Origin of the sequence: Comamonas koreensis (assembly GCF_014076495.1) — a bacterium.
Taxonomy (GTDB): Bacteria; Pseudomonadota; Gammaproteobacteria; order Burkholderiales; family Burkholderiaceae_C; genus Comamonas; species Comamonas squillarum.
The window spans coordinates 2,662,604-2,687,293 of sequence record NZ_CP043575.1 but is presented as its reverse complement, the minus strand read 5'-3'; the positions used below and the strand labels follow the sequence as shown (position 1 = coordinate 2,687,293).

The 24,690-nt window shown below is 63.4% G+C and carries 22 protein-coding genes and 1 tRNA gene; 16 read left to right on the top strand and 7 right to left on the bottom strand.

The window, feature by feature from the left end; translation table 11 throughout:
- Window positions 1-42 precede the first annotated feature (42 nt).
- Both F0Q04_RS12070 and F0Q04_RS12065 read right to left on the bottom strand, forming a co-directional pair.
- The gene (locus tag F0Q04_RS12070) at window positions 43-480 is read right to left on the bottom strand and encodes a DUF2946 family protein (RefSeq protein ID WP_182340799.1); all 438 of its coding nucleotides are present in this window, start codon (window positions 478-480) and stop codon (window positions 43-45) included.
- Between the two features lie 49 nt (window positions 481-529).
- Window positions 530-2,074: an acetolactate synthase large subunit gene (locus F0Q04_RS12065; RefSeq protein ID WP_182340795.1), complete on the bottom strand. Its 1,545-nt coding sequence runs from the start codon at window positions 2,072-2,074 to the stop codon at window positions 530-532.
- Between the two features lie 412 nt (window positions 2,075-2,486).
- Between F0Q04_RS12065 and F0Q04_RS12060 the strand changes: the two genes are divergently transcribed.
- The 6 genes from F0Q04_RS12060 to F0Q04_RS12035 all read left to right on the top strand — a co-directional run bounded on the left by F0Q04_RS12060 (window position 2,487) and on the right by F0Q04_RS12035 (window position 7,781).
- Window positions 2,487-2,966, top strand: coding sequence for a hypothetical protein (locus F0Q04_RS12060; RefSeq protein WP_133248187.1), 480 nt, complete (start codon window positions 2,487-2,489; stop codon window positions 2,964-2,966).
- Between the two features lie 281 nt (window positions 2,967-3,247).
- Window positions 3,248-4,009 carry a transporter substrate-binding domain-containing protein gene (locus F0Q04_RS12055; RefSeq protein WP_116926885.1) on the top strand — a complete coding sequence of 254 codons (762 nt, stop codon included), beginning with the start codon at window positions 3,248-3,250 and terminating at the stop codon, window positions 4,007-4,009.
- 211 nt (window positions 4,010-4,220) lie between these two features.
- The gene (locus F0Q04_RS12050) at window positions 4,221-4,907 is read left to right on the top strand and encodes an ABC transporter permease (RefSeq protein WP_116926886.1); all 687 of its coding nucleotides are present in this window, start codon (window positions 4,221-4,223) and stop codon (window positions 4,905-4,907) included.
- Window positions 4,904-5,617, top strand: a complete 714-nt coding sequence (locus tag F0Q04_RS12045) for an ABC transporter permease (RefSeq protein ID WP_182340792.1) — start codon at window positions 4,904-4,906, stop codon at window positions 5,615-5,617. Before F0Q04_RS12050 ends, F0Q04_RS12045 begins: the two co-directional genes overlap by 4 nt.
- Window positions 5,618-5,636: 19 nt before the next feature.
- Entirely contained in the window at window positions 5,637-6,413 is a 777-nt protein-coding gene (locus F0Q04_RS12040) for an ABC transporter ATP-binding protein (RefSeq protein WP_021026757.1), read from the top strand.
- 138 nt (window positions 6,414-6,551) lie between these two features.
- Complete coding sequence (locus tag F0Q04_RS12035) at window positions 6,552-7,781, top strand: MFS transporter (RefSeq protein WP_182340789.1); 1,230 nt, start codon at window positions 6,552-6,554, stop codon at window positions 7,779-7,781.
- Between the two features lie 24 nt (window positions 7,782-7,805).
- Here F0Q04_RS12035 and murB read toward each other — a convergent pair whose 3' ends face one another.
- Window positions 7,806-8,906 (bottom strand): UDP-N-acetylmuramate dehydrogenase, encoded by a 1,101-nt coding sequence (murB, locus tag F0Q04_RS12030; RefSeq protein ID WP_116926890.1) that lies wholly within the window; start codon window positions 8,904-8,906, stop codon window positions 7,806-7,808.
- A 65-nt stretch (window positions 8,907-8,971) separates the two neighbouring features.
- Between murB and F0Q04_RS12025 the strand changes: the two genes are divergently transcribed.
- Window positions 8,972-9,457: a YajQ family cyclic di-GMP-binding protein gene (locus F0Q04_RS12025; protein ID WP_021026760.1), complete on the top strand. Its 486-nt coding sequence runs from the start codon at window positions 8,972-8,974 to the stop codon at window positions 9,455-9,457.
- A gap of 75 nt (window positions 9,458-9,532) precedes the next feature.
- Here the strand turns inward: F0Q04_RS12025 and F0Q04_RS12020 are convergent, their stop codons facing one another.
- Entirely contained in the window at window positions 9,533-11,674 is a 2,142-nt protein-coding gene (locus F0Q04_RS12020) for a TonB-dependent receptor (protein WP_182340786.1), read from the bottom strand.
- 273 nt (window positions 11,675-11,947) lie between these two features.
- Here F0Q04_RS12020 and F0Q04_RS12015 point away from each other — a divergent pair, with 273 nt between their 5' ends.
- Window positions 11,948-12,658: a retropepsin-like aspartic protease family protein gene (locus F0Q04_RS12015; RefSeq protein ID WP_182340783.1), complete on the top strand. Its 711-nt coding sequence runs from the start codon at window positions 11,948-11,950 to the stop codon at window positions 12,656-12,658.
- A gap of 97 nt (window positions 12,659-12,755) precedes the next feature.
- On the opposite strand, the gene plsY is transcribed toward F0Q04_RS12015, so the two are convergent.
- From plsY to F0Q04_RS12000, 3 genes are all read right to left on the bottom strand, one after another.
- Window positions 12,756-13,388, bottom strand: coding sequence for a glycerol-3-phosphate 1-O-acyltransferase PlsY (gene plsY, locus F0Q04_RS12010; RefSeq protein ID WP_182340780.1), 633 nt, complete (start codon window positions 13,386-13,388; stop codon window positions 12,756-12,758).
- A 67-nt stretch (window positions 13,389-13,455) separates the two neighbouring features.
- A complete protein-coding gene (locus F0Q04_RS12005) occupies window positions 13,456-13,947 on the bottom strand; it encodes an aminoacyl-tRNA deacylase (protein ID WP_116926894.1) in 492 nt (163 codons plus the stop codon).
- Window positions 13,948-14,305: 358 nt separating this feature from the next.
- Window positions 14,306-15,367, bottom strand: coding sequence for an aldo/keto reductase (locus F0Q04_RS12000; RefSeq protein ID WP_116926895.1), 1,062 nt, complete (start codon window positions 15,365-15,367; stop codon window positions 14,306-14,308).
- Between the two features lie 507 nt (window positions 15,368-15,874).
- On the opposite strand from F0Q04_RS12000, the gene F0Q04_RS11995 reads away from it, so the two are divergent.
- From F0Q04_RS11995 to F0Q04_RS11960, 8 genes are all read left to right on the top strand, one after another.
- Complete coding sequence (locus F0Q04_RS11995) at window positions 15,875-16,195, top strand: hypothetical protein (RefSeq protein WP_116926896.1); 321 nt, start codon at window positions 15,875-15,877, stop codon at window positions 16,193-16,195.
- Window positions 16,196-16,288: 93 nt separating this feature from the next.
- Window positions 16,289-16,948, top strand: coding sequence for an NUDIX hydrolase (locus tag F0Q04_RS11990; RefSeq protein WP_232539316.1), 660 nt, complete (start codon window positions 16,289-16,291; stop codon window positions 16,946-16,948).
- 148 nt (window positions 16,949-17,096) lie between these two features.
- A protein-coding gene (prfB, locus tag F0Q04_RS11985) for a peptide chain release factor 2 (protein WP_133857164.1) occupies window positions 17,097-18,201 on the top strand; the annotation gives its coding sequence in 2 pieces (ribosomal slippage) (window positions 17,097-17,177 and window positions 17,179-18,201; 1,104 coding nt in all).
- Between the two features lie 101 nt (window positions 18,202-18,302).
- The gene (locus F0Q04_RS11980; protein WP_182340774.1) at window positions 18,303-18,974 is read left to right on the top strand and encodes an HAD family hydrolase; all 672 of its coding nucleotides are present in this window, start codon (window positions 18,303-18,305) and stop codon (window positions 18,972-18,974) included.
- Window positions 18,964-21,702 carry an aminopeptidase N gene (pepN, locus tag F0Q04_RS11975; RefSeq protein ID WP_182340771.1) on the top strand — a complete coding sequence of 913 codons (2,739 nt, stop codon included), beginning with the start codon at window positions 18,964-18,966 and terminating at the stop codon, window positions 21,700-21,702. The genes F0Q04_RS11980 and pepN overlap by 11 nt, the downstream gene beginning before the upstream one ends.
- A complete protein-coding gene (locus F0Q04_RS11970) occupies window positions 21,702-22,787 on the top strand; it encodes a tetratricopeptide repeat protein (protein ID WP_182340768.1) in 1,086 nt (361 codons plus the stop codon). The genes pepN and F0Q04_RS11970 overlap by 1 nt, the downstream gene beginning before the upstream one ends.
- Before the next feature lie 38 nt (window positions 22,788-22,825).
- Window positions 22,826-23,833, top strand: a complete 1,008-nt coding sequence (locus F0Q04_RS11965) for a class 1 fructose-bisphosphatase (RefSeq protein WP_021026772.1) — start codon at window positions 22,826-22,828, stop codon at window positions 23,831-23,833.
- 53 nt (window positions 23,834-23,886) lie between these two features.
- Window positions 23,887-23,962, top strand: a tRNA-Thr gene (locus F0Q04_RS11960).
- The last annotated feature ends 728 nt before the right edge of the window (window positions 23,963-24,690 follow it).

Sequence of the window (24,690 nt, the reverse complement as noted above, 5' to 3'; positions counted from 1 at the left end):
GGGCGCGGAGAGCAGCGGCAGCATCACTGCGGCATAAGTGCGTTAGACAAGGACGGGAGGCGGGCCGCGCGCGGGCAGCGGTGCGCCCGGCGCCTGGGGGTTGTGCGCCGCCTGGGCCTGCCACTGCGCGTGGAAAGCAGGGGCCGCTGGCCGGTGCACATCGGCGGCAAAGGCCAGTGGCAGCGCCATGGCGATACACAGCACGCAATCAGCGCCATGGGCGCTGTGCGCGCTGTGGCTGGCATGGCTGTCGCTGCCATCGGCCAGCAGATCATCCAAGGTCTGGTGGTCACCATGGGCCAGCGCCACATCCAGCGCCGGCGCATTGACGCTGCAGACATCGGCCGCCAGCACCGCGGCAATGGGCTGCGCCAGCACACGCACCTGCACGCCCGCCACCGATGCCACGAGCAGCAGCAACGCAAAAACCGCCGTGATGACGGCGGAAAAGCGTGGGCGGCTGCGCAGGCGTTGGAGCATGGTCAGGCAGCAGTGTAGGTGACTTCCAAACCTGTATGTTCAGAATTTATTAAATTATCAGTTCAATCAAGAACGGGCCGGATTTAGCAAAGCTGGCCTGCATCAGCTGGGCGCAGTCCTCCATGCTGGTGGCGCGCGCCGCTTCCACGCCCATGCCTTCGGCCAGCTTCACCCAGCCAATCGACGGGTTGCCCAGGTCCAGCATCTGCATGGCGGTGGCGCCCGGCGTGGCGCCCACGCCCTTATATTCGCCAATCAGGATGTTGTAGCGGCTGTTGTTCAGCACGATGGTGGTGACAGGCAGCTGCTCACGCGCCTGCGTCCACAGCGATTGCAGCGAATACATCGCCGAGCCATCGGCCTGCAGATTGATCACCCTGCGCTGCTTGCCCGCACCAATGGCCGCGCCGGTCGCCACCGGCATGCCATCGCCAATCGCGCCGCCAGCCAGGTGCAGCCAGTCATGCGCCGGCGCGGCATGGGTGTGCGGGTAAAAGCCCCGGCCGTAGGAGATGCTCTCGTCCGAGACGATGGCGCCCTCGGGCATCAGCGCGGCCACGGTACGCGCCAGGCCCTCGGGCGTGGGCGCGCCAGTCGCTGCCTCGGGCCGGGGGCCCGCATCGGGGATGGCGGCCTGCGGCGCCTGCAGCGCATCGACCAGGGCTTGCAGCGCGGCCAGCGGCTCCTGCTCGGGGCGCGTCAGCACATGCAGCTGGGCGCTCGAAGGGTACTGGGTCGACGGCAGGCCGGGGTAGGCAAAAAAGCCCACCGGCGGCTTGGCGCCCACCAGGATGATGTGCTCAAACCGGGCCAGGGTCTTGATCGCGGCCTCCATGCCATAGGGTACCCGCTCCAGCGCCATGCGGCCCTGGCCGCGCTGCAGGTGCGAAGCGCCGTACTCGGCCAGCACGGCAGCGCCGCTGGCCTGCGCAAGCCGCCACACCAGCGCCTGGGCCGGCGCAAACACCGCCGCGCCCGACAGCAGAATCAAGGCCTTGCCGCCCGCCTGGCGCAGCAGCTTTGCCACTTCATCGATCGCATGGCCATCCACTGCGGGCGGCGCAGGCAGGGGCAGCGGCTGCGCCACCACACCGCCCTCGTCCCAGGACACATTGGCCGGCAAGATCAGGCTGGCGATTTGCCCGGGAAAGGTCGAGGCCGCACGCACGGCCATCGCCGCATCCTGGCCCAGGTCCGCACTGTGCGTGCTGGTATGCACCCAGCCCGATACGGCGCGCGCCAGGCCATCGGTATCAGCCGTCAGCGGCGCGTCAAAAGGCCGGTGGTAGGTGGCCTGGTCGCCCACGATATTGACAATGCCACTGCGCGCGCGGCGCGCATTGTGCAAATTGGCCAGGCCATTGGCCAGGCCCGGGCCGCAGTGCAGCAAGGTGCAGGCGGGTTTGCGGGCGATGCGGTAGTAGCCATCGGCCATGCCGGTGACCACGTTCTCTTGCAGGCCCAGCACGCAGTGCATGCCGGGGATCTGGTCCAAAGCTGCTACAAAGTGCATCTCGCTGGTGCCGGGATTCGCAAAGCAAGTATCCACACCTGCAGCCAGCAAAGTCTTGACCAGACTGTGTGCGCCATTCATCTCTATGTCCTTATGGGGTTGCCTATCACTGCGCGACACCTTAGCCGCAACAGCGCAAAAACCGGGTCGCCAAGATGAAAGCGGGCCAGGCCGGGCCATGGCCGCGTGCCGCACAAGCGCATGGGCACAGGGTTTGCCCGCTTTTGCATCGACCCACTATGTAGGCCAATTCTCAAGCCCTCTTACGGCATCGGATGGCCCCACCTTGGCCGGCCGCGCGCCACAGTAGAGGTCCACGCAGAGCGGCATCCGATGAAGATGCCTGGCTCGCCCGTTCTGGGCTGCGAGACAGGCGCCGAAAACGGCCCTCCGCCCCCACTTTTAGCCCCTGCATCTAAACACCAAGTGTTACCACCAGCGCGCCCACTGCGCCTAGGATGGCCCGATGCAAAACCACACCAAGGAAACCCGCATGCACCGTATGTCCCGCCACGCCCTGTTGTCCACCGCACTGGCCTGCGCCGCCTTGGCGGCCCAAGCCCAAAGCAGCCAGGGAGCGGCCAACCCAGCAGCGGCAGCCACGCCGCCCGCAGCCGAGGCAGCGCCCCAGGCCCCTGCGCCCAACCCGGCTGCTGAAAAGGCGCTGGCCCAGCGTTTCCAGGCGCTGCTCGCCGCCTTTGAAGGCAAGGCCGCCGTGCCCGATGCCAAGACTTTCACCGAAGACTTCAACAAGCAGGTCACGGCCGACCAGATGAAGCAGGTGTTCAACGACGTGCACCAAAGCGTGGGCAGCTGCAAGGTCGGCGCGCAGATGACCAGCCCCACCCCTTACATCACCAGCTACCTGCTGCAGTGCGACAAGGCCTATGTGCCGATGGACATCGGCATTGAGGAAAAGGCGCCCTACCGCGTCCACAGCCTGCTGATTCGCCCAGGCTACTGGAAGAAGTAAGCGCGGACGTTTCGACAAAATAGACGATCAAATCGACCGTCACAACCCATACTTATTAGTGTTTCCCTGGATAGGGCGTAAAAATTGACGCTTCAACGTCAATTTTTGCGCTCAATGGCCGTTTAGGCTGGTGATAATGCGCACAAGCTCGCCGCTTTGCCACAAAGCACAGCGCAGAGCTGTCGCCGGGTCGCCACAAGCCGATATCAGAGCCCGACGGCGGGCAGCAAAAGCACTAGCATGCTAGCCACCTTATCAACATTCGGATCCGAGGATTCACTATGCGTAAAACCTTGATCGCACTGGCAGTGGCCGCTATCGCCGCCCCTGCTTTTGCTGCAGACCTGAAAGTAGCTGTCGACCCGACCTACGAACCGTTTACCTACAAGACGCCCCAAGGCGAAGTCACCGGTTTTGACGTGGACATCGCCAAGGCGGTGTGCGAGCAGATCAAGCGCAAGTGCGTGTTCGTCGAGCAAGTCTGGGACAGCATGATCCCCGGCCTGCAAGCCAAGAAATACGACGTCATCGTCAGCTCCATGTCGATGACCGACGAGCGCCGCCGCGTGGTCGATTTCAGCGACCGCTACTACAAGACGCCCAGCGCCGTGGTGCTGAAGAAAAGCGTGGAATACAAGGGCCCGGCTTCGGCCAAGGGCCTGAAGATCGGCGTGCTCAAGGGCTCGACCCAAGAGAAGTGGGCCAATGGCGAGCTCAAGCCCGCAGGCGCGACCATCGTGCCTTATGAAGCCCAGGACCAGGTTTACCTGGACATCAAGTCCGGCCGCCTCGACGGCACCGTGGCTGACAAGGTCGAAGTCAACGGCGGCTTCCTGCGCAAGCCCGAAGGCGCTGACTACGGCTACAAGGGCCCGGACCAGTACGAGACCAAGTACTACGGTGATGGCATCGGCATTGCGCTGCGCAAGAACCAGGGCGACCTGAAAAAGCAGATCAACGAAGCGATCAAGACCATCCGCAGCAATGGCACCTATGCCACGATTGCCAAGAAGTACTTCGATTTCGACCCCTACGGCAACTGATCTTTGTAAAACGCGGTGGCGCGCCTAGCGCCACCCGCGTCCTCGATCAGGGCTAACACCAAGCGGCGCGCTGCTCCAGAGTCTTCATACTGGATGAATCGCGCCGCAATTCCATGGTGCCAGGCCTTTTTGCAGCGCCCACCCAAGGCAACACCAGGCCACCGATGGGCCCGATTGCACAACGCGATCCCGGCGCCCAAGGCCAAAAAATATGAGTGATTACTTTCAATCGATCCTGATGGGCTCGCTGCTGACGGTAGCGGTCTCACTGGCATCAGCGGCCATTGCCACCGTGCTGGGCCTGCTGGGTGCCAGTGCCAAGCTGTCGGGCCGCCGCCCGCTGGTGGTGCTGGCGACGGTCTACACCTCCATCGTGCGCGGCATCCCCGAGCTGGTGATGATGCTGCTGATCTTCTACGGCGGCGCCATCGGCCTCAATACCTTGCTCGAGAAGATGGGCAGCGAAAGCTCGGTCGACCTCAACCCCTTTGTGGCTGGCTCGTTCACGATCGGCTTTATCTACGGCGCCTACATGACCGAAACCTTCCGGGGCGCGATCCTGGCCATCCCCAAGGGCCAGATGGAAGCGGCCTGGGCCTTCGGCATGAGTCCGGTCAAGACCTTCTTTCGCATCACCCTGCCGCAGATGGTGCGCTATGCCCTGCCCGGCTTTACCAATAACTGGCTGGTGCTGATCAAGGCCACCGCGCTGGTCAGCCTGATCGGCCTGCAAGACATGACCTACCTGGCCAAGCAGGCCAGCGCCGCTGCGCGCGAGCCCTTTATCTTCTTCCTCTTCACCGCTGCGCTGTACCTCGTCTACACATCGGTATCACTGTGGGCGCTGGGCCGCCTCAATGCCCGCTACAGCTTGGGAACCGAAAAGGTGCAGCTATGAACTGGGACGTCATTTTTCAGCCCGACACGATTGCGCTGTACGGCGAGGGCCTGGTCACCACCCTCAAGCTACTGCTGTCCAGCCTGGCCCTTGGCGCTGTGCTGGCGCTGTTGGGCGCGCTCGCGCTGGTCAGCCGCTCCTGGCTGCTGCGCAAAACGGTGGGCGCCTTTACCTATTTCATGCGCGGCACGCCGCTGCTGATCCAGGTCTACCTGATCTACTACGGCTTCTCGCAGCTCGAATGGGTGCAGGCGCGCTGGGATGCGATCTGGCCCTGGACCTACTTCAAGGAGCCGTTCTTCTGCGCGTTCCTCGCCTTCACCTTGAACAACGCGGCCTACACGGCCGAGATGCTCGCCGGCTCGATCCGCGAAACCTACAAGGGCGAAGTCGAAGCGGCCCGCGCGATGGGCATGAGCCGCTGGCAGCTGATGCGCCGCATCGTGATGCCCAGCGCCATCCGCCGCACCCTGCCCGCCTACAGCAACGAGGTGGTGATGATGCTGCATTCGACCAGCCTGGCCTCGACCGTGCCGTCGCTGGTAGACCTGACCGGCGCTGCCAGCCGGGTGTACTCGGACTACTACCTGCCGTTTGAAGCCTATATCGCGGCAGCTGCCATCTACCTGAGCATCACCTTTATCCTGATTGGCATCTTCCGCCTCGCCGAGCGCCGTTTCCTGGGCTATCTGGCCCCGCGCAAGGCCTAAGACATTCGAGCATCGAGATATGAACGCATCCAACTACAAACTGCAGGCGCTGGACATCCACAAGAGCTATGGCAGCAACCAGGTGCTCAAGGGCGTCTCGCTCAACGCCTGCGCTGGCGACGTGATCAGCATCATCGGCAGCTCCGGCTCGGGCAAGAGCACCTTTTTGCGCTGCATCAACCTGCTGGAGCAGCCCCAGCAAGGGCAAATCATCGTGGCTGGCGAAAGCCTGCAGCTGCGCACCGGCCGCAATGGTGCGCTGGACGCGGTGGACCCCAAGCAGCTCCAGCGCCTGCGCAGCAAGCTGGCGATGGTGTTCCAGCACTTCAACCTCTGGGCGCACATGACGGTGATGCAGAACATCATCGAAGTGCCGGTGCATGTGCTGGGCATCAGCAAGGACGAGGCCGTCGCCCGCGCCCGCAAGTACCTGAAGCTGGTGGGCCTGGAAAACAAGGAAGACAGCTACCCCAACCACATGAGCGGCGGCCAGCAGCAGCGCGTGGCCATTGCGCGCGCGCTGGCGGTCGAGCCCGAGGTGATGCTGTTTGACGAGCCTACCTCTGCCCTCGACCCCGAGCTGGTCGGTGAGGTGCTGCGCGTGATGCAGGTGCTCGCCCAGGAAGGCCGCACCATGCTGGTCGTGACGCATGAGATGGGCTTTGCCCGCGAGGTCTCCAACCATGTGATCTTCCTGCACCAGGGCCTGATCGAAGAGCAAGGCCCGCCGCGCGAGGTGCTGGCCAACCCCAAGAGTGAACGCCTGGCACGCTTCCTCTCGGGCAGCTTGAAGTAAGCCGCGCAGGCCAAGTTCTGCCCGCGACAGGATCACTGCTATCCGAGCGCCGGGCAGGCGCACAATCTGCGCTTGAGGTGCTGATCCACACAGCACCCCAGGCAACCAGCGTAGATTGATACCCACTTTACCGCGACCATGGGCACGCCCAGCTCCCCTCCTCCCGCATCCGATCCGGCCCTAGACAGTGACGCAGCATTCTCGCTGCGCCGCATTGCCGTGGCGGCCTTTGGCCCCTCGCTGCTGTTTGGCATTGGCGAGGGTGCGGTGCTGCCGGTGATCGTGCTGATGGCGCGGGACCTGGGCGCCTCAGTCTCCATGGCGGCGCTGGTGGTGGGGCTGGTCAGCATTGGCTCCTTGCTGAGCAATATCCCGGCATCGCTGATAACCGCCCGCTGGGGCGAGCGCTGGGCCATTGTGGCCGCAGGCCTGTGGAGCGCCATCGGCATGGCCCTCTGCCTGGCCACCCAGCAGCTGTGGCTGTTTGCGCTGGGCTGCCTGATGGTGGGCATGTCGCAGGCGGTCTACAACCTGGCGCGGCAAAGCTATCTGAGCGAGGCCGTGCCGGTGTCCTACCGCGCGCGGGCGCTGTCCACCTTGGGTGGGGTGATGCGCATCGGCATGTTCATCGGGCCCTTTATCGGCGCCTGGGCCATGCATGCCTTTGGCCTGCATGCCGCGTTCGCGGTGGGCATTGTGGGCGTCCTCTGCGCTGCAGCCATTGGCCTGCGCGTGCCCGATCTGGCGGCGCCCACTGCGCTGCCGGGACAGCCGGTGCCCACCGAGGCTCCGTCCATCGCCGGCATTCTGCGCGATCACCACCGGCTATTTCTCACGCTGGGCCTGGGCGTGCTGCTGGTCAGCGCCGTGCGTGCCTCGCGCCAGGTGGTCATTCCGCTGTGGGCCGACCATCTTGGCCTGGCACCCGCTGCCGCCTCGCTGGTCTACGGGCTGGCGGGCGCCATCGATATGCTGGTCTTCTACCCTGCGGGCAAGCTCATGGATCTCAAAGGCCGGCGCTGGGTGGCCGTGCCGTCGATGCTGGTGATGGGCGCGGCCATGCTGCTGATGCCGCTGACGGGCAGCGTGACGACCTTGCTGCTCGCAGCCATGGCGCTGGGCTTTGGCAATGGCATTGGCTCGGGCCTGATCATGACCTTGGGGGCCGACCACGCGCCGCGCCATGCGCGGGCGCATTTTCTGGGGCTATGGCGCCTGGCGGCCGACCTGGGCTCATCGCTGGGGCCAGCGCTGCTGTCGTTTCTGGCCGGCAGCCTGTCGCTGGCCAGCGGCATCGCCTGCATCGGCTTGCTGGCCTGGGGTGCGGCGGCTGCGCTGGCGCGCTGGATACCGCCAGCCAAGCGCTGAGCCCTTTAGCCCGCGCTGGCGCAGCTACCAAACGACGGGTTCGGGCTCCAGCTGGATGCCAAAGCGCTCATAGACACTGGTCTGGATCGCGCGCGCCAAGGTCACCACCTCGCCGCCGGTCACGCTGCCTTCGCCCTCGCCCAGGTTGACCAGCACGAGGGCCTGGCGGTCATAGACACCGGCCTTGCCAATGCTTTTGCCGCGCCAGCCGCAGGCATCGATCATCCAGCCCGCAGCCAGCTTGATGCTGCCGTCCAGCATCGGGTAGTGCACAATTTTGGGCTCGCGCGCAATGATGTCCTCGCACTGGTCGGCGGTGACCTGCGGGTTCTTGAAAAAGCTGCCGGCATTGCCGATCTGCGCCGGATCGGGCAGCTTGGCGCGGCGGATCTCCACCACCCAGTCAAAAATATCCTGGGCCGTGGGCTGCGCAATGCCTTTTTCGGCCTGCTTGCGGGCCAGGTCCAGGTAGCCCAGCTCGGGCTTCCAATCCTTGGCCAGGCGCAGGCGCACATGGGTGATGACGGCGCGGCCCGCCAGCCCCATGCCCCGGGGCTCGGCCACGCCGGTGGCGCGGGCAATCATGGTCAGCGGCATGGTCTCGGCCGGCGCATGCTTGAACACTGAATCCCGGTAGCCAAACGCGCACTGCGCCGCCTGCAGGCTGAAATGCTCGCCATTGCTCAGGTCGATCGCATCGAGCGAGTCAAAGCGGTCTTGCAGCTCCACGCCATAGGCGCCAATGTTCTGCACCGGCGCAGCGCCTGCGGTGCCCGGGATCAGCGCCAGGTTCTCCAGCCCGGGGTAGCCCTGGGCCAGGCTCCAGGCCACGACCTCGTGCCAGACTTCACCAGCGCCCACTTCAATGATGTAGTGCTTGTCGGTCTCTTCGACCAGGCGCTTGCCCATGATCTCCATCTTGAAGACGGTGGGCTCGACATCGCCGGTGATGACGATATTGCTGCCGCCCCCCAGCACCACCACCTGGCGGCTGGCGCCCAACGGGGGCTGGGCCAAAAAATCACGGATATCCTGCGGGGCCTGCACGCGCACCAGGTTCATGGCCCGCGCCATGATGCCAAAGGTGTTGTATTGCTGCAGCGGGGCATTTTTCTCGACTAACATCGCTAGATTGTCGCACTTGTCGCGACCCACTCAGGCGCTCAGCCTGGCCTGCAAGGAGAGTATTTATGCCATCGTTTGACACGGTTTGCGAAGCCGACTTCGTCGAGGTGAAAAACGCTGTTGAGAATTCCGCCAAGGAAATTGGCACCCGTTTTGACTTCAAGGGAACGTCGGCCGGGATCGAGCTCAAGGACAAAGAGATCATCATGTACGGCGATGCCGACTTCCAGCTGGTGCAGGTTGAAGACATCCTGCGCAACAAACTGACCAAGCGCAATGTGGATGTGCGCTTTCTGGACAAGGGCGATGTGCAAAAGGTCGGCGGCGACAAGGTCAAGCAAGTGATCAAGGTGCGCAACGGCATCGAGCAGGAGCTGGCCAAGAAGATCCAGAAGCTCATCAAGGACAGCAAGATGAAGGTGCAGGCCGCCATCCAGGGCGATGCTGTGCGCATCACCGGCGCCAAGCGCGACGACCTGCAAGCAGCGATGGCACTGCTGAAGAAAGACGTGACCGACGTGCCGCTGTCGTTCAATAACTTCCGCGACTGATCCGCACTCGATCAAAAACAAACAGGCCGCGCTGCAGGGATTGCAGCGCGGCCTGTTTTTATGGCGCCTGGGCGTTTAGAACTGGAAGTTCGCGCTCAGCAGCGCACCACGCGGCGTGCCGGGCATGCTGCTGGAACGCCAGTATTCCTTGTTGGTCAGGTTGGACACCGCCAGCGTCACGGTCCAGGGCGCGGCGCGCCAGCCCACCAGGCCATCCCAGCGGGTGTAACCCGGCACACGGCTGGTGTTGGCGTCATTGGTGTAGCGCGCGCTGGTGTGGGTCACGCCCAGCTCGGCATACCAGTTGCCTGCAGGCGCATAGCGCAGAAAGACATTGCCATTGCGGCGCGCGGTGTTGGCCAGGTAGTTGCCTTCCAGAGCGGGGTTGGCCTTGTTCTCGGTAACCTTGGCGGCCATGATGCCGACGCCGCCGCGCACATACCAAAACGGTGCCACACGGCCAGACGCGCTGAACTCGATGCCGCGTGAGCGCTCCTTGCCACGCACGGCCCAGGTGAAGGGGTCGTTGTCCGGATCGGGGCGGTAGCGGATGTTGTAGTGCTCCAGCTGGTAGACGGCCAGCTGCGTGGACAGCGCGCCACCCAGCCAATCGCTCTTGACCCCCATCTCGAACTGCTGCGAATGCTGGGGCTCGTTGTCCAGCACCGCGCCAGCGCCGGTATCCACCGACAGAATGCCGCGCCCGCCATAGGGCGAGAAGCTGCGGCTCCAGGACGCGTACAAGCTGTGCTCGCGCACCGGCTGCCAAACGAGGCCCGCACGCGGGCTGACGGAGTTGCCGTCGGTGCTGCGGCTCGCATGGGTCAGCTGGTTCGTGCTGTTGAAGTCAAAGTTGTCGTAGCGCGCGCCCAGCAGCAGCTTCCACTGGTCGCTCAGGCTGATCAAGTCCTGCACATACAGCGCGCGGGCCGTGCCCTTGTGCAGGTTGTGCTGCGATGGCGCGCCTTGGGGCGGGCGCACGGCATCGAACACCGGGTTGTTCGGGTCGATATAGCCATTGCTGTTGGCGGTGCTGAAAAGGCGCGGCGCGCGCTCTTCCTCGCTGTGCTCCACACCCAGCAACAGCTCATGGCGCATGCCGGCCAGGTCCAGCTTGCCGGTCAAGTCTACGGTGTGGGTGGTGGTGCGGTTCTCGGTTTGCTGCCAGGCATAGCTTTGGCGCAGCAGGCCGGGGTTGGCGCACTTGGCGCCCGCCGGCGTCAGGCCCTGGGGGTTGCAGTAGGTACCGGCAAAGTAGTGGTCAAAGTCCTGGCTGGCTTCGCGCTTGCTGGCCACCCAGCGCACACTCCAGGCCTTGTTGAACTCATACGACAGGTCCGAGCGCAGCACGCGCAGGCGGTCTTCGACAAAGTCGCCCGGCTGGGCAAAGCCCTGGCGGATGGACATGCCCGGCGGCATCTGGTCGTAGGATGGCCCCCGGTCCGGCACGCGCCAGACATTGTCATAGGTGTACTGGCCGGTCCAGCGCAGGCCCGTGCGCGTATCCACCAGGATGCTGGGCGAGACCATCTCGTTGCGGTTGCGGATGCCGCTGCGAAAGCTGTGCGCCTGCTCGCGGTCGGCCGTCAGCCGCATGACCACATTGGGGCTGATCACCCGGTTGATGTCGATGGTGCCGCCCACGTTCTCCCAGGAGCCGCCGCGCAAGGTCACGCTGCTCACGCCATCAAAACGCGCCTGCTTGCTGACCATGTTGACCACACCGCCGCCCGCGCCACGGCCATACAGCACCGAGGCCGGGCCTTTGAGGATCTCGATGCGCTCGACGTTGGCCGTGCTGCGGCGCACCTGGCCGGATTCGCGCACGCCATCGCGGTAGATGTCGCCGCTGTCGGCATTGAAGCCGCGGATCATCACCCCCTCGCCACGCATGTCATAGCTGGTGTTGACGCCCGGCACACCATCGAGCATGACCGACAGGTCATTGATGCCATAGCTCTTGTACTTGTTGACTTCCAAGGTGTCGATGGTCTGCGGAATGTCCTTGGGCGCCATATAGGTCTTGGTCGCCGTGGTCACGCCTTCGGGGCGCACATCATCGGGATCGAACTGGTCGGCAGACACCTGGACCGTTGGCAAGGTATGCTCTTGTGCCATGGCCGGCACGGCGGCCATCATCAACAGCGCGGCGACCGACAGGCCGGCGCGCTCGCCTCTTGTACGCGCGAGCGTCTCGCTGCGAAGGGCTTGGATCATTGAAAACTCCTGAAACAATAATTCCGCTTGGTAAACGGCTTGTAAATTTGAGTCAGGAATGCTAATGATAACGATTATCAATAGCAACATATTAACCTTAAGCGGCTGCTTACTTTTCAAAAAAACAACGGGCTAGACTTTGGGTCAAAAAATAAATCGCAGCTTTTGCTGCCACTCGCATGCTTTAGGATGTAAAGCAGCCGACCTGCCTGTGACCCGCGCTAGACGCGGCCCCGCCCTGTTTGTATGCACCACCATGCTGCCCCGCGACCCATGAAGCTTTCAGTCCCCAAGCCTTGCCCCGCCCCAACCCGCCTGCACCACTGGGCGTTGGCACTGGCCCTGTGCGGCAGCGCCAGTTGGGCCGTCCATGCACAAGATGCCGCCGAAGGCCCCCGCTCGGTGGCGCTGGCCGGCATTCTGGGGGACAAGGCCTTGCTCGTCATCGATGGCCGGGCGCCCAAGGCCGTGGCAGTGGGCAGCAGCTACCAGCAGGTGCAGGTGGTCAGCGTCAAGGATGGGCAGGCACAGGTCAGCATCGCGGGCGCCCTGCACAGCCTGCGCATGGGTGAGTCGCCGGTCAGCGTGGCCGATGCGGCGCTGCCCGTCAGCAACACCGGCCGTATTGTGTTGGCAGCCGATGCCAGCGGGCACTTCATGACGGCCGGCATGATCAACGGCAAGGCCACGCGCTTTCTGGTCGATACCGGTGCCACAACGGTGAGCCTGGGGATGAGCGAGGCGCTCAAGCTGGGGATTGACTACAAACAGGGCCGTGCAGTGCGCATGGGCACGGCCAATGGCGTCAGCAACGGCTGGCACCTCCAGCTGAGCAGCGTGCGCATCTCCGATGTGGAGCTGCGCAATGTCGATGCCGTGGTCACCTCGGCCAACATGCCTTATGTGCTGCTGGGCAACAGCTTTCTCAATGCCTTTGAGATGAAACGCGCCGGCCCGCAGATGACCTTGGACCGGATCAAATAGCGTGCAACGGCTGGGCTGAAAGCCGGCAAAACAAAAGGGCTGAACCCGCTATGGGGGTTCAGCCCTTTTGCCATCTGCCCGTCGGCAGCGCGACGCATCACTTGCTTTTCTTTTGACCCAGCTTGGATTCCTTGCCTTCGACCAGGCGCTGGATGTTGAGCTTGTGGCGGTAGACCAGCAAGGCCGACATCACCAGGATCGCGACAAAGATCTCGGCATGGAAATCCCAGAGCTCGCCACCGATGAGGATGTAGAACACCGGCGCCAGCACCGCCGCCACCAGCGACGACAGCGACGAATAGCGCCAGATGGCAGCGACCGCCACCCAGGCCAGCAAGACCAAGAGACCCAGCCAACCGCTAAAGCCCAGCAGCACGCCCAGCGCAGTGGCCACGCCCTTGCCGCCTTCAAACTTGAAGAACACCGGCCAGAGGTGGCCCAGAAATGCCGCAATTCCCACCAGGGCGACAGTGCCCTCTTCGAGGCCATAGGGCTTGCCCAACCAGACCACCAGCGCCACCGGCAGCCAGCCCTTGGCGGCATCGAGCAGCAAGGTCACCACGGCCGCAGCCTTGCTGCCCGAGCGCAGCACATTGGTGGCACCCGGGTTTTTGCTGCCATAGGTGCGCGGGTCACTCAGGCCCATCGTGCGGCTGACGATCACCGCAAATGACAGCGAACCGATGAGGTAGGCCAGGATGGTGGCCAGGATGGAATAAACGGTACTCAAATTGCTCCCCTTGTCTGCGCGCCTGGGCGGCCGGCGCGCACTGGTATATCTAGGTCAAAAACAGGCATCATTCTGCCAGCGCGCATTGCACCGGCTGAGCGCCCAGCACCTCCACGCACGCTTTGGGGTCGATCTGCACCAAAAAACCACGCCGCCCGCCGTTGATGGCGATACGCGGCAGCGCCAGAATCGTCTCCTGGATATAGACCGGCATGGCCTTGCGCAGGCCAAACGGTGAGGTGCCCCCCACCAGATAACCGCTGTGGCGGCTGGCCACCTCGGGCGTGCAGGGCTCCACGCTCTTGGCGCCAATCTGGCGCGCCAGGCTCTTGGTCGACACCTTGCAGTCGCCATGCATCAGCACGATCAGCGGCTTGGCATCCTGGTTCTGCATCACCAGGGTCTTGACGACGACATGCTCATCGAGCCCCAGCTGGCGGGCCGACTCGGACGTGCCGCCATGCTCCACATAGTCGTAGGGATGCTCGGTAAACGCCACCTTGTGCGCCTTCAGAAACTGGGTGGCAGGCGTTTCGCTGATATGGTTTTTTTTGCTCATGGCTGGAGGGGTGGCGGCAGGCGCCACACAAAATCTGCCCCTATTGTCCCGAAAAAATAAGTAGAGGGCGCCGCCAAGCATAGCGGCCTTGGCAACGCCAAAGGCCCTGGTTTGCACCAGGGCCTGCAGGTCAGCGCCTTCATCAGCCCCCTCCAGGACCTCAGAACCTGTTGGAGACTTAGAGCCGGTAACACGACCCAGCAAACCGAAGGTTTGCGGTTGAGACTAGGCGTCCCCGACTAGGCGTCCCCGACTAGGCGTCCCCGACTAGGCGTCCTGCCGCAGGCAGTACAGTAGTACGACAAGGCAGGGCGCGGCCAGCGAGGCAACGACGTATGAAGGGTTGTGTTAACGTCTCTTATTGCGCCGGATCGCCCAGCGCCCAGCGCAGTGCGTCAATCTCCTGCAGCAAGGCCTCGGACAGCTGCGTGCCCCAGACGTTGAGGTCTTCGTCCAGTTGCTCCATCGTGCGCACACCGATGATGGTGCTGCCCACCTGCCATTTGTTGTAGCAAAAGGCCAGTGCCAATGCAGCCGGGGTCAGGCCATGGTCGCGTGCCAGCTGGTTGTAGCGCTTGGCGGCATCCAGCGCCTCGGGGCGGCCCCAGCGCTGCTTGCGCACCGATTCATAGCTGGCAATGCGCGCGCCCTGGGGTGCCTGGGGGCCGGTGATGCCGCTGTCGTCGTACTTGCCCGTCAGCAGGCCAAAGGCGAGGGGCGAGTACGCCAGCAGCGACACACCCAGGCGGTCGCAGGTTTCATCCAGGCCGTTTTCCCAGCTGCGGTTGATGAGGCAGTACGGGTTTTGCACGCTGGCCACGCGCGGCAGGCCATGCTGCTCGGCCAGGCGCACAAACTCATGCACGCCATACGGCGTCTCGTTGGACAGGCCAATGTGGCGGATCTTGCCGGCCTTGACCAGGCCAGCCAGCGCCTGCAGCTGCTCGCCAATCGTTGTCTCGCTGGTTTCCTTTTTCGGGTCGTAGTACAGATTGCCAAAGGCGGGCACATGGCGCTCGGGCCAATGGATCTGGTAGAGGTCGATCACATCGGTCTGCAGGCGGCGCAGGCTCGCCTCGCACGATGCCACGATGTCGGCCGCCGTCATGCCCTTGCCTTCGCGCACCCAGGGCATGCCGCGCGACGGGCCCGCCACCTTGCTGGCCAGCACCACCTTGTCGCGCTGGCCCGGGTTGGCCTTGAACCAGTTGCCGATGATGGTCTCCGTCGCACCATAGGTTTCGGCGCGGGCGGGCACCGAGTACATCTCCGCCGTGTCCCAGAAGTACACGCCGCGCGCCAGCGAATGGCTGAGCATCGCATGCGCATCCGCCTCGCTCACTTGCTCGCCAAACGTCATCGTGCCCAGGCAAATGGGCGAAACCTTCAAATCACTGCGGCCAAGTTGGATGTCTTGCATAAGAAAAATTCAGCGGTGTCGGTCAAAAAAACCAAGTGTAAAAGCATTTTTTGACACCTCGCTGGCCATGCCCGCCATGCGCGCCAGGCAGAGACGCCCATCGACACGGGCATCACCGCCGCTCAGCTAGCACCGCGCAGCAGATTGAGGCGCTGTCAAGCGTTATTCATCGCTCTTTTGATCCGCATCAGTCGCCAATAACCCGTAAGTTCTGCTGAAGCTTCATCTTTTATTATTTATAAAAAACTATCGAGATCATTAATCCGTTCAATACAGTTATAGCGACAGCCCCCGATGTTCCAGCCGCCCAACCCCCACAGCCACCCTCCCCCCGCACCCCGGCCAGACAAGCCGCGCGACCCCAAGCCCGAGGACGGCAAAAGCATACCAACGCCTTGCACCCAATCCCATTGCCCTCAGTGCGCGCCCCATGGCAGGCAGGCGTGGGCCTGCAGCAGCACGGCGCAATACGCACAGCACCACAAAGGTCCAGTTGCGGGGCAGGCAATGTCCTGGCCCAAGGGCAGCGCCCCAGGCATCGTGCATTGCATGCTGTGCGACGCCAGCGGCCATGCACACGGCACGGTCCGGCTGATCTTTGAACCGCAAGCCCCCCTGCACTACCACCAGGGCCAGACCCTGCGGGTACTGCTGCCCGGTGGATGCGGCCCTGAGATACTCATTACCTCCCAGCCAGGCGATGCCGGCGTGATGCATGGCCGCCTGCTGCTGACCCCGGGCGAGCCTTGGCCTGCCCAGTTTGGGCCCGATGCGGGCTTTGGATTGATGTTCCAGGTCTGCCTGCGCCACAGGAGCCGCTCCAGCTGAACCCTTAAAGTCCCGAACACCGCCCCCTGTCTCTCTGGCGCGCCGTAGCCGGCCGGGCCGCTTCTACAATGCAGCAGCCCTATGACCCATGCCATGCCCCTGAGCGACGCCCTGCGAACGCGCATCCACCACAGCCTGCAGCATTTTGAGGTGCAGCGCATGGGCGTCGCCGGCCAGTCCCAGGCCGCCGTCGCGCTGGTGCTGCTGGACGAAGGCCCGGGCGCCGGGCTCGAAGGCATGCCCCCACCCGCGCAGTGGAGCAACGAGGCCGCACTGCTGCTGACGCGCCGCGCCCTGCACTTGCGCAACCACCCGGGCCAATGGGCCCTGCCCGGCGGCCGCATCGAGGCGGGCGAGACCGCCGAGCAGGCGGCGTTGCGCGAACTGCATGAAGAGGCGGGCCTGTTGCTGGCGCCCAGCCAAGTGCTCGGTTGCCTCGATGACTACGCCACGCGTTCTGGCTTTGTCATCACCCCGGTGGTGGTCTGGGCCGGTGCCACCGCCCAGCTGCAACCCAACCCCGATGAAGTGGCCAGCGTGCACCGCATCCCACTGGCCGAGCTGCTGCGCAGCGATACGCCGATGCTGGAGCACACCGATGCCTCCCCCCACCCGGTGCTGCGCATGCCCATGGGCAAGAGCTGGGTGGCCGCACCTACAGCCGCATTTTTGTACCAGTTTCGTGAGGTTTGCCTGCTGGGGCACCCCACCCGCGTCGCGCATTTTGACCAGCCCCGGTTTGCCTGGAAGTGAGCCTCGCCTCGCCCAGCGCCGCAAACGCGGCGCAGCGGGAGCAAAAACATTATTAAATCAAGCATATGCCCTAAAGCACCACTGGCCGGCCAAGCGCTGCCAGCATGCGACAATAACGGGCTAGACCGCAATAATAGGACACAGTGACATGGAAGCAGAACGCATCAACCAAATCGGCAACACCCTCGAAGACCTGTCCAGCCGGACAGAAGAGCTTCGGAGGTATCTTTGACTACGATGCAAAGTACGAACGACTGCGCACGGTAAACGCCTCGCTGGAAGACCCCAGCGTCTGGAACGATCCCAAGAAGGCCCAGGAGCTGGGCAAGGAAAAGAAGGCCCTCGACTCCGTCGTGCTGACCTTGCAAAAGCTGAGCAGTGAGCTGGCCGACAACACCGAGCTCTTCGAGATGAGCAAGGAAGAAGGCGATGACGCCGGGCTGGAGACCATCGAGGCCGAGGCTGCCAAGCTGCGCCCGCTGATCGAGGAGCTCGAGTTCCGCCGCATGTTCCGCAACGAGGCCGACCCGCTCAACTGCTTTGTCGACATCCAGGCTGGCGCCGGTGGCACCGAAGCCTGCGACTGGGCCAGCATGCTGCTGCGCCAGTACCTCAAGTACGCCGAGCGCAAGGGCTTCAAGGCCACTGTTGAAGAAGAAACCCCGGGCGACGTCGCCGGCATCAAGAGCGCCACGATCAAGATCGAGGGCGAGTACGCCTTTGGCCTGCTGCGCACCGAAACCGGTGTGCACCGCCTTGTTCGCAAGAGCCCGTTCGACTCCTCGGGCGGCCGCCACACCAGCTTCTCGTCGCTGTTCGTCTACCCCGAGATTGATGACTCCATCGAGATCAACATCAACCCCTCGGATGTGCGTACCGACACCTACCGTGCCTCGGGCGCGGGTGGTCAGCACATCAACAAGACCGACTCGGCCGTGCGCCTGACCCACATCCCGACCGGCATCGTCGTGCAGTGCCAGGATGGCCGCAGCCAGCACAGCAACCGCGATGTAGCCTGGCAGCGCCTGCGCTCCAAGCTCTATGACTTTGAAATGCGCAAGCGCATGGAAGAGCAGCAAAAGCTCGAAGACACCAAGACCGATGTGGGCTGGGGCCACCAGATCCGCAGCTACGTGCTGGACAACAGCCGTATCAAGGACCTGCGTACCAACGTCGAAGTCTCAGCCACCCAAAAGGTGCTGGACGGCGACCTGGACGTGTTCATCGAAGCCTCGCTCAAGCAAGGCGTTTAAAAACCTGTGGCACTCCCCATGCAGCGGTGCATGCGGCGTGCCTCAGCCCCTCTATCGATTGGCTGGGCCTCCCAGCCGATACGGACCTGAAGACAAGCCCAATGCCTGCGATCGAAGCGCTGATTTTTGACATGGACGGCACCATGGTTCACTCCATGCCCTGGCACACCCAGGCCTGGGTGGAATACGCACGCCGCCACGCCATGGATCTGGATGTGCCCGCCTTCATGGCGCAGACCACGGGCAAGAATGCCTTTGAATGCGCCTGCGCGCTGATGGGCCGCACGGTGAGCCCCGAAGAGAGCGAGCGCATCACCGCAGAAAAAGAAGGCATTTACCGCGAGCTGTTTGCCGCCCATTTCTGCGCGGTCGATGGCTTTGACCGTTTTCATGCCCAGGCGCGAGACATGGGCCTCAAAGTGGCCATTGGCACTGCGGGCGACCAGGACAATGTACGCTTTGTGCTGGACAACCTGCAGATGCAGCCCCCGGCCCAGGCGATTGCGCGTGGCGACGAGGGCCTGCCCGGCAAGCCCCACCCCGATATTTTTCTGAAGGCGGCCGAGCGCCTGGCAATAGACCCGGCCGCCTGCATCGTGTTTGAAGATGCGCCGCACGGCATTGAGGCGGCGCGGCGCGCCGGCATGCGTGCGGTGGGCATTGGCACCACGCACGATGCCCAGCAACTCAGCGGCCCCCATGTTCTGGCATGGGCGCCCGATTTTTCGACCCTGCTCAACAACCAATTTTTGGAGAAGCTCCATGATGCGTGAAGGACAAGCACACACCGTGTACCGCGCCGACTACCAGGCCCCGGCATGGTGGATTGATACGGTCGACCTGACATTCGATCTGGACCCGGCCAAGACGCGCGTGCTCAACAAGATGCGCGTGCGCCGCAACCCCGATGTGCCGGCCCAGCCGCTGCACCTCAATGGCGACGAGCTGAACCTGGCCCGCGTGATGGTCAATGGCGCAGCGTCCTCGTTCAAGATGGACGGCTCGGACCTGGTGCTGGAGAACCTGCCAGAAGGCAGCGACCCCGTCGACCTGGAGATCTTCACCACCTGCATGCCCGAGAAGAACACCAAGCTGATGGGCTTGTACACCAGCAATGGCTCGTTCTTCACGCAGTGCGAGGCCGAAGGCTTTCGCCGCATCACCTATTTCCTGGACCGTCCCGATGTGATGGCCATGTACACCGTGACCCTGCGCGCCAACAAGGCCCAGTTTCCGGTGCTGCTGTCCAATGGCAACCTGGTCGAGCAAGGCGACTTGCAAGGGCCTGGCAACGAAGGCCGCCACTTTGCCAAGTGGGTCGATCCGCATAAAAAGCCCTGCTACCTGTTCGCACTGGTGGCCGGCAACCTCGTTGCCCGCGAGCAAAAGATCAAGAGCCGCGCCGGCAAAGAGCACCTGCTGCAGGTCTTTGTGCGCCCGGGCGACCTGGAGAAGACCGAGCACGCGATGAACTCGCTGATGGCCTCCATCGCCTGGGACGAAGCCCGCTTTGGCCTGAGCCTGGACCTGGACCGCTTCATGATCGTCGCCACCAGCGACTTCAACATGGGCGCGATGGAGAACAAGGGCCTGAACATCTTCAACACCAAGTACGTGCTGGCCAGCCAGGCCACCGCGACCGATGCCGACTACGCCAATATCGAGTCGGTGGTGGGACACGAGTACTTCCACAACTGGACGGGTGACCGCGTCACCTGCCGCGACTGGTTCCAGCTCTCGCTCAAGGAGGGCCTGACCGTCTTCCGCGACCAGGAGTTCAGCATGGACATGGCCGGCAGCGCCTCGGCCCGCGCCGTCAAGCGCATCGACGACGTGCGCGTGCTGCGCACCGTGCAGTTCCCCGAAGACGCCGGCCCCATGGCCCACCCCGTGCGCCCGGACAGCTACCTAGAAATCAACAACTTCTACACCGTCACCATTTACGAAAAAGGCTCGGAAGTGGTGCGCATGCAGTCCACCCTGGTGGGCCGCGAAGGCTTTGCCAAAGGCATGAAGCTCTACTTTGAGCGCCATGACGGCCAGGCCGTGACCTGCGACGACTTCGCCCAGGCCATTGCCGATGCCAACCCCGGCTCGCCACTGGCCCAGCACCTGCCGCAGTTCAAGCGCTGGTACAGCCAGTCGGGCACGCCGCGCGTGGCCGCGCAAGGTGTGTATGACGCAGAAGCGCAGACCTACACCTTGACCCTGACCCAGTCCTGCCCACCCACCCCGGGCCAGCCTGGCAAGGAGCCGTTTGTGATCCCCGTCACCTTGGGCCTGCTGGCAGCCGACGGCCGCAGCCTGCCGCTGAACATTCGCCCCAGCCAGGCACTCAGCAGCATTGCCCACAGCGCCACTAACCACACCGTGGTGCTGACCGAGGAATCCCACACCATCGTGTTCGACGGTGTCGAGCAAGCCCCTGCCCCATCGCTGCTGCGCAACTTTAGCGCGCCCGTGGTGCTGCAGATCGAAGAGAGCGATGACGCGCTCCTGCACCTGCTGGCCCACGACGAAGACGCCTTCAACCGCTGGGAAGCGGGCCAACGCCTGGGCCTGCGCTTTGCGCTGCAAGCGATTGCCGCACGCAGCGCCGCCGGTGCCGATGCCCCCGCGCTGCAAGCCAACCTGCTGCCCGCCTCGTTTGTGCAAGCGATGCGCGAAGTACTGCGCGATCCGCAGCTGGACGCCGCCTTCAAGGACCTGGCGCTGACCCTGCCGTCCGAAGGCTATATCACGGAGCAGCTCGACCAGGTCGACCCGCAGACCGTGCACGCCGTGCGCGAGGCCATGCGCCAGCAGCTGGCCACTGAGCTGGCCGCCGACTGGGCCTGGGCCTACGACGAATGCAGCCACACCGGCGCCTATGTGCCCGATGCGGTGAGCGCCGGCAAGCGCGCACTGGCCGGCCATGCGCTCTTGATGCTCTGCGTGGCCGCCCGTGAGTCGGGCGACAAGGTCTGGCCTGGCAAGACCTTGCAGCGCTACAAGGACGCGGGCAACATGACCGACCGCTACAACGCCTTGAGCGCGCTGGTGGTGAGCGGCAGCCCGCTGGCCGACGCGGCGATCCAGAGCTTCCACCAAATGTTCAAGAACGACGAGCTGGTGCTGGACAAGTGGTTTGCGCTGCAAGCGAGCGCACCCGATATCAACGGCAGCGCCCTGCCCGCCGTGCGCGCGCTGATGAAGCAGCCCGACTTCAACATCAAGAACCCCAACCGCGCACGCAGCGTGATCTTCAGCTACTGCAACGGCAACCCCGGTGGCTTCCACCGCGCCGATGGTGCTGGCTACGCCTTCTGGGCCGAACAGGTGGTGGCGCTCGATGCCTTCAACCCGCAAGTCGCTGCCCGCCTGGCCCGCGCGCTGGACCGCTGGAAGAAGCTGCCCGAGCCCTACCGCAGCGCAGCGGGCGACGCGATTGCCAAGGTCGCCGCCAAGCCCAAGCTCAGCAACGACGTGCGCGAGGTGATCACACGCGCGATGGCGGACTGATGCGCCAAGGCATGCGCCAACAGCTGCTGGCCCAGGGCATTGCCGCCCTGGCCAGCTTGGCTGCCGCCATGCCCTTGCTGGCCAGCGCCCAAACCGGCCGCAACGCCGGGGCGGTGGCCACCGCCGCGCCCGAAGGCCTGGCGGTCACGCCCAGCAACAATTTTGAAAAGCGCTTTGCGCCGCTCTATGCCGCCGTGTTCAGCGAAGGCGGCCGTTTCAGCGGCAGCGCGATGAGCGCCGATTTGCAGGCGCTTGAGCCGATACTCAAGCGCACCAAGGCGCCGGCGCTGGATTTTTTCCGCCTCTACTACACGCAGGCCACCGTCTTCAGCCGCCGCGCCATGCCTGCCGAAGCGGGCCAGGTGGCACAAAAGGCCTTGGTGGCCATGCCCAAGCCCAGCGATCCGCAATGGGCCTACCAGCATCTGGAGCTGAGCATTGCCAGCATCCGCTGGCTGGCCGAAGGCGGGCGTTATGAGGCAGCGCTTAAACAGGCGCAAACGCTTATCACGCGCTACCCGCTGCAAGAGATTGCCAGACTGCCCGCGCAGATGCGCTGGGACAACAGCACCCCCATCCCGCAGGCGGCCGACTACCCTACCCAGCTGCAGATACTGGGCGTGTACGAAGACCTGGGCTATGTGCTGCACGAGCAAGGCCAGTACCGCCAGGCCCTGCAGGCCAACCAGCAGCTGCTGCCTGTGGCGCGCGAGCGCCTGCTAGCGCTGGGCGAGACGCCGCGCCTGCGCGGCCTGCTGGCCAACCTGGCGCAGAACAGCTACATGCTCGGCCAGATGGACGCCGCCCGCAACTACCTGCAAGAGCGCCTGCAGATTGCGATCAGCGCAGGCGACCATGCCACCGTGTACGACAGCTATTTCCAGCTGATGGTGCTGGCCCATGAGCAAAACCAGCCGCAGCAGGCGCAGCAGTGGCTCAGCGCCTATGCGCAATATGCCCGCGCCCAAGGGCACAGCGACCACCTGGCCCGCGCCGAGCAGCTGCGCGACGAGCTGAATGGCCGCGAAGCGGCGCCCCCGCCGCAGCAGCCGCCCCAACAGCCACCGCGCCAGCCCAAGCGCTGAGCCCACCCAGATTGACCCAGTTTGAAGGAGTTCCACCCATGAAGAAAAACATCACCCTCAGCCGCTACCTTGTCGAGCAGCAACGCGTAGACGGCCTCATCCCCGCCCAGCTGCGCCTGCTGATCGAAGTGGTGGCCCGCGCCTGCAAGCGCATCAGCCACAGCGTCAACAAAGGCGCACTGGGCGATGTGCTGGGCACCGCCGGCAGCGAGAACGTGCAAGGCGAAGTGCAGAAGAAGCTGGACATCATCGCCAACGAAGTGCTGATCGAAGCCAATGAATGGGGTGGCCACCTGGCCGCCATGGCCTCCGAAGAGATGGACAGCATCTACCTGGTGCCCAACCGCTACCCGCAAGGCGAATACCTGCTGATGTTCGACCCGCTCGACGGCTCGTCCAACATCGATGTGAACGTGTCCATCGGCACCATCTTCAGCGTGCTGAAAAAGCCTGAAGGCCACCCTGGCGTGACCGAAGACGACTTTCTGCAGGCAGGCGCCCAGCAAGTGGCCGCCGGCTACTGCGTCTACGGCCCACAAACCACCCTGGTGCTGACCTTTGGCGACGGCGTGGCCATGTTCACCCTGGACCGCGAGCAAGGCAGCTTTGTGCTGACCCAGGAGAACGTGCGCATCCCCGAAGACACCAAGGAATTCGCCATCAACATGAGCAACATGCGCCACTGGGATGCCCCCGTCAAGCGCTATGTGGACGAATGCCTGGCCGGTGTGGAAGGCCCCCGCAACAAGGACTTCAACATGCGCTGGATCGCCTCGATGGTGGCCGACGTACACCGCATCCTCACCCGTGGCGGCGTCTTCATGTACCCCTGGGACAAGCGCGAACCCAACAAGCCCGGCAAGCTGCGTCTGATGTACGAAGCCAACCCCATGAGCTGGCTGGTAGAACAAGCCGGCGGCGCCGCCACCAACGGCCGCGAACGCATCCTCGACATCAAGCCCACCAAGCTGCACGAGCGCGTCAGCGTGGTCCTGGGCTCGAAGAACGAGGTCGAGCGCATCACCCGCTACCACACCGAAGCATAAATTCTGCAATTTGGTCTGAGAGCAAAAATTTCACGCTATAATTTCTCTCTAACGCCGGTGTAGCTCAGTCGGTAGAGCAGCTCATTCGTAATGAGAAGGTCGGGTGTTCGATTCATCTCTCCGGCACCAAAATTCCGAAATAAGAAACCGCCCTAGTCTTCACAGACTAGGGCGGTTTTTCTATTGAATTCAATGCTTGTCAGAGAGCATATGGGAAGCTTCATTCCATCTTTATACCCGCCTCGGCAACTTCCCCAACGTTAGTCTCCCATTGTTAAGCGTCCAACTATCAACGTTTCTCAGGAAATTCTGCTACCCAAGGTTTAACGCATTGCACAGAGCCTAGCCAGTACAAGCACACGTTGCACTTACACCGTACAACCAGCAACGTGAAACGCCAGTCCATTTGAGTGGCTTTCTGAAAAGCCAGCTATGCGTGTAAAGTGCAAAGATGGCGCGCACTTTTGTAAGCAATCGAAATCTTGAGAGGACAGCACGGCCTCGTGCACTAAATCTCCTGTATCTACGATGAGATCTGGCTTATCTTGTGCGGGTGCTAGTACCGCTGTACGAAGGTCAATTACTGTCGAGTCGCAGCCTTCAAGTCTCAAGGCAATCAATGCCAAACGGCACAGCAGCCACATTGATTGACCAAGGCGAACCAGTAATACTGTTTTCTAGCCTCTGTCGGAAGATAGCGAAGCTGCAAGAACTGTAGCTGGATGTGGCCCTGGGCGAGGCACTAATGGCGCGAGGCATAGTCTATGAAATCAATCGTACCGACAAAATAACTACGGCTTTTGGATTACGAGCGAGCCTCCAGGATGACAAGCTCAATCTTGGTGTTGGCTCTACTG

Coding starts and splice junctions, on each gene's coding strand:
- F0Q04_RS12070 (WP_182340799.1), bottom strand. CDS start 480: ATGCTCCAACGCCTGCGCAGCCGCCCACGCTTTTCCGCCGTCATCACG.
- F0Q04_RS12065 (WP_182340795.1), bottom strand. CDS start 2,074: ATGAATGGCGCACACAGTCTGGTCAAGACTTTGCTGGCTGCAGGTGTG.
- F0Q04_RS12060 (WP_133248187.1), top strand. CDS start 2,487: ATGCACCGTATGTCCCGCCACGCCCTGTTGTCCACCGCACTGGCCTGC.
- F0Q04_RS12055 (WP_116926885.1), top strand. CDS start 3,248: ATGCGTAAAACCTTGATCGCACTGGCAGTGGCCGCTATCGCCGCCCCT.
- F0Q04_RS12050 (WP_116926886.1), top strand. CDS start 4,221: ATGAGTGATTACTTTCAATCGATCCTGATGGGCTCGCTGCTGACGGTA.
- F0Q04_RS12045 (WP_182340792.1), top strand. CDS start 4,904: ATGAACTGGGACGTCATTTTTCAGCCCGACACGATTGCGCTGTACGGC.
- F0Q04_RS12040 (WP_021026757.1), top strand. CDS start 5,637: ATGAACGCATCCAACTACAAACTGCAGGCGCTGGACATCCACAAGAGC.
- F0Q04_RS12035 (WP_182340789.1), top strand. CDS start 6,552: ATGGGCACGCCCAGCTCCCCTCCTCCCGCATCCGATCCGGCCCTAGAC.
- murB (WP_116926890.1), bottom strand. CDS start 8,906: ATGTTAGTCGAGAAAAATGCCCCGCTGCAGCAATACAACACCTTTGGC.
- F0Q04_RS12025 (WP_021026760.1), top strand. CDS start 8,972: ATGCCATCGTTTGACACGGTTTGCGAAGCCGACTTCGTCGAGGTGAAA.
- F0Q04_RS12020 (WP_182340786.1), bottom strand. CDS start 11,674: ATGATCCAAGCCCTTCGCAGCGAGACGCTCGCGCGTACAAGAGGCGAG.
- F0Q04_RS12015 (WP_182340783.1), top strand. CDS start 11,948: ATGAAGCTTTCAGTCCCCAAGCCTTGCCCCGCCCCAACCCGCCTGCAC.
- F0Q04_RS12005 (WP_116926894.1), bottom strand. CDS start 13,947: ATGAGCAAAAAAAACCATATCAGCGAAACGCCTGCCACCCAGTTTCTG.
- F0Q04_RS12000 (WP_116926895.1), bottom strand. CDS start 15,367: ATGCAAGACATCCAACTTGGCCGCAGTGATTTGAAGGTTTCGCCCATT.
- F0Q04_RS11995 (WP_116926896.1), top strand. CDS start 15,875: ATGTCCTGGCCCAAGGGCAGCGCCCCAGGCATCGTGCATTGCATGCTG.
- F0Q04_RS11990 (WP_232539316.1), top strand. CDS start 16,289: ATGCCCCTGAGCGACGCCCTGCGAACGCGCATCCACCACAGCCTGCAG.
- F0Q04_RS11980 (WP_182340774.1), top strand. CDS start 18,303: ATGCCTGCGATCGAAGCGCTGATTTTTGACATGGACGGCACCATGGTT.
- pepN (WP_182340771.1), top strand. CDS start 18,964: ATGATGCGTGAAGGACAAGCACACACCGTGTACCGCGCCGACTACCAG.
- F0Q04_RS11970 (WP_182340768.1), top strand. CDS start 21,702: ATGCGCCAAGGCATGCGCCAACAGCTGCTGGCCCAGGGCATTGCCGCC.
- F0Q04_RS11965 (WP_021026772.1), top strand. CDS start 22,826: ATGAAGAAAAACATCACCCTCAGCCGCTACCTTGTCGAGCAGCAACGC.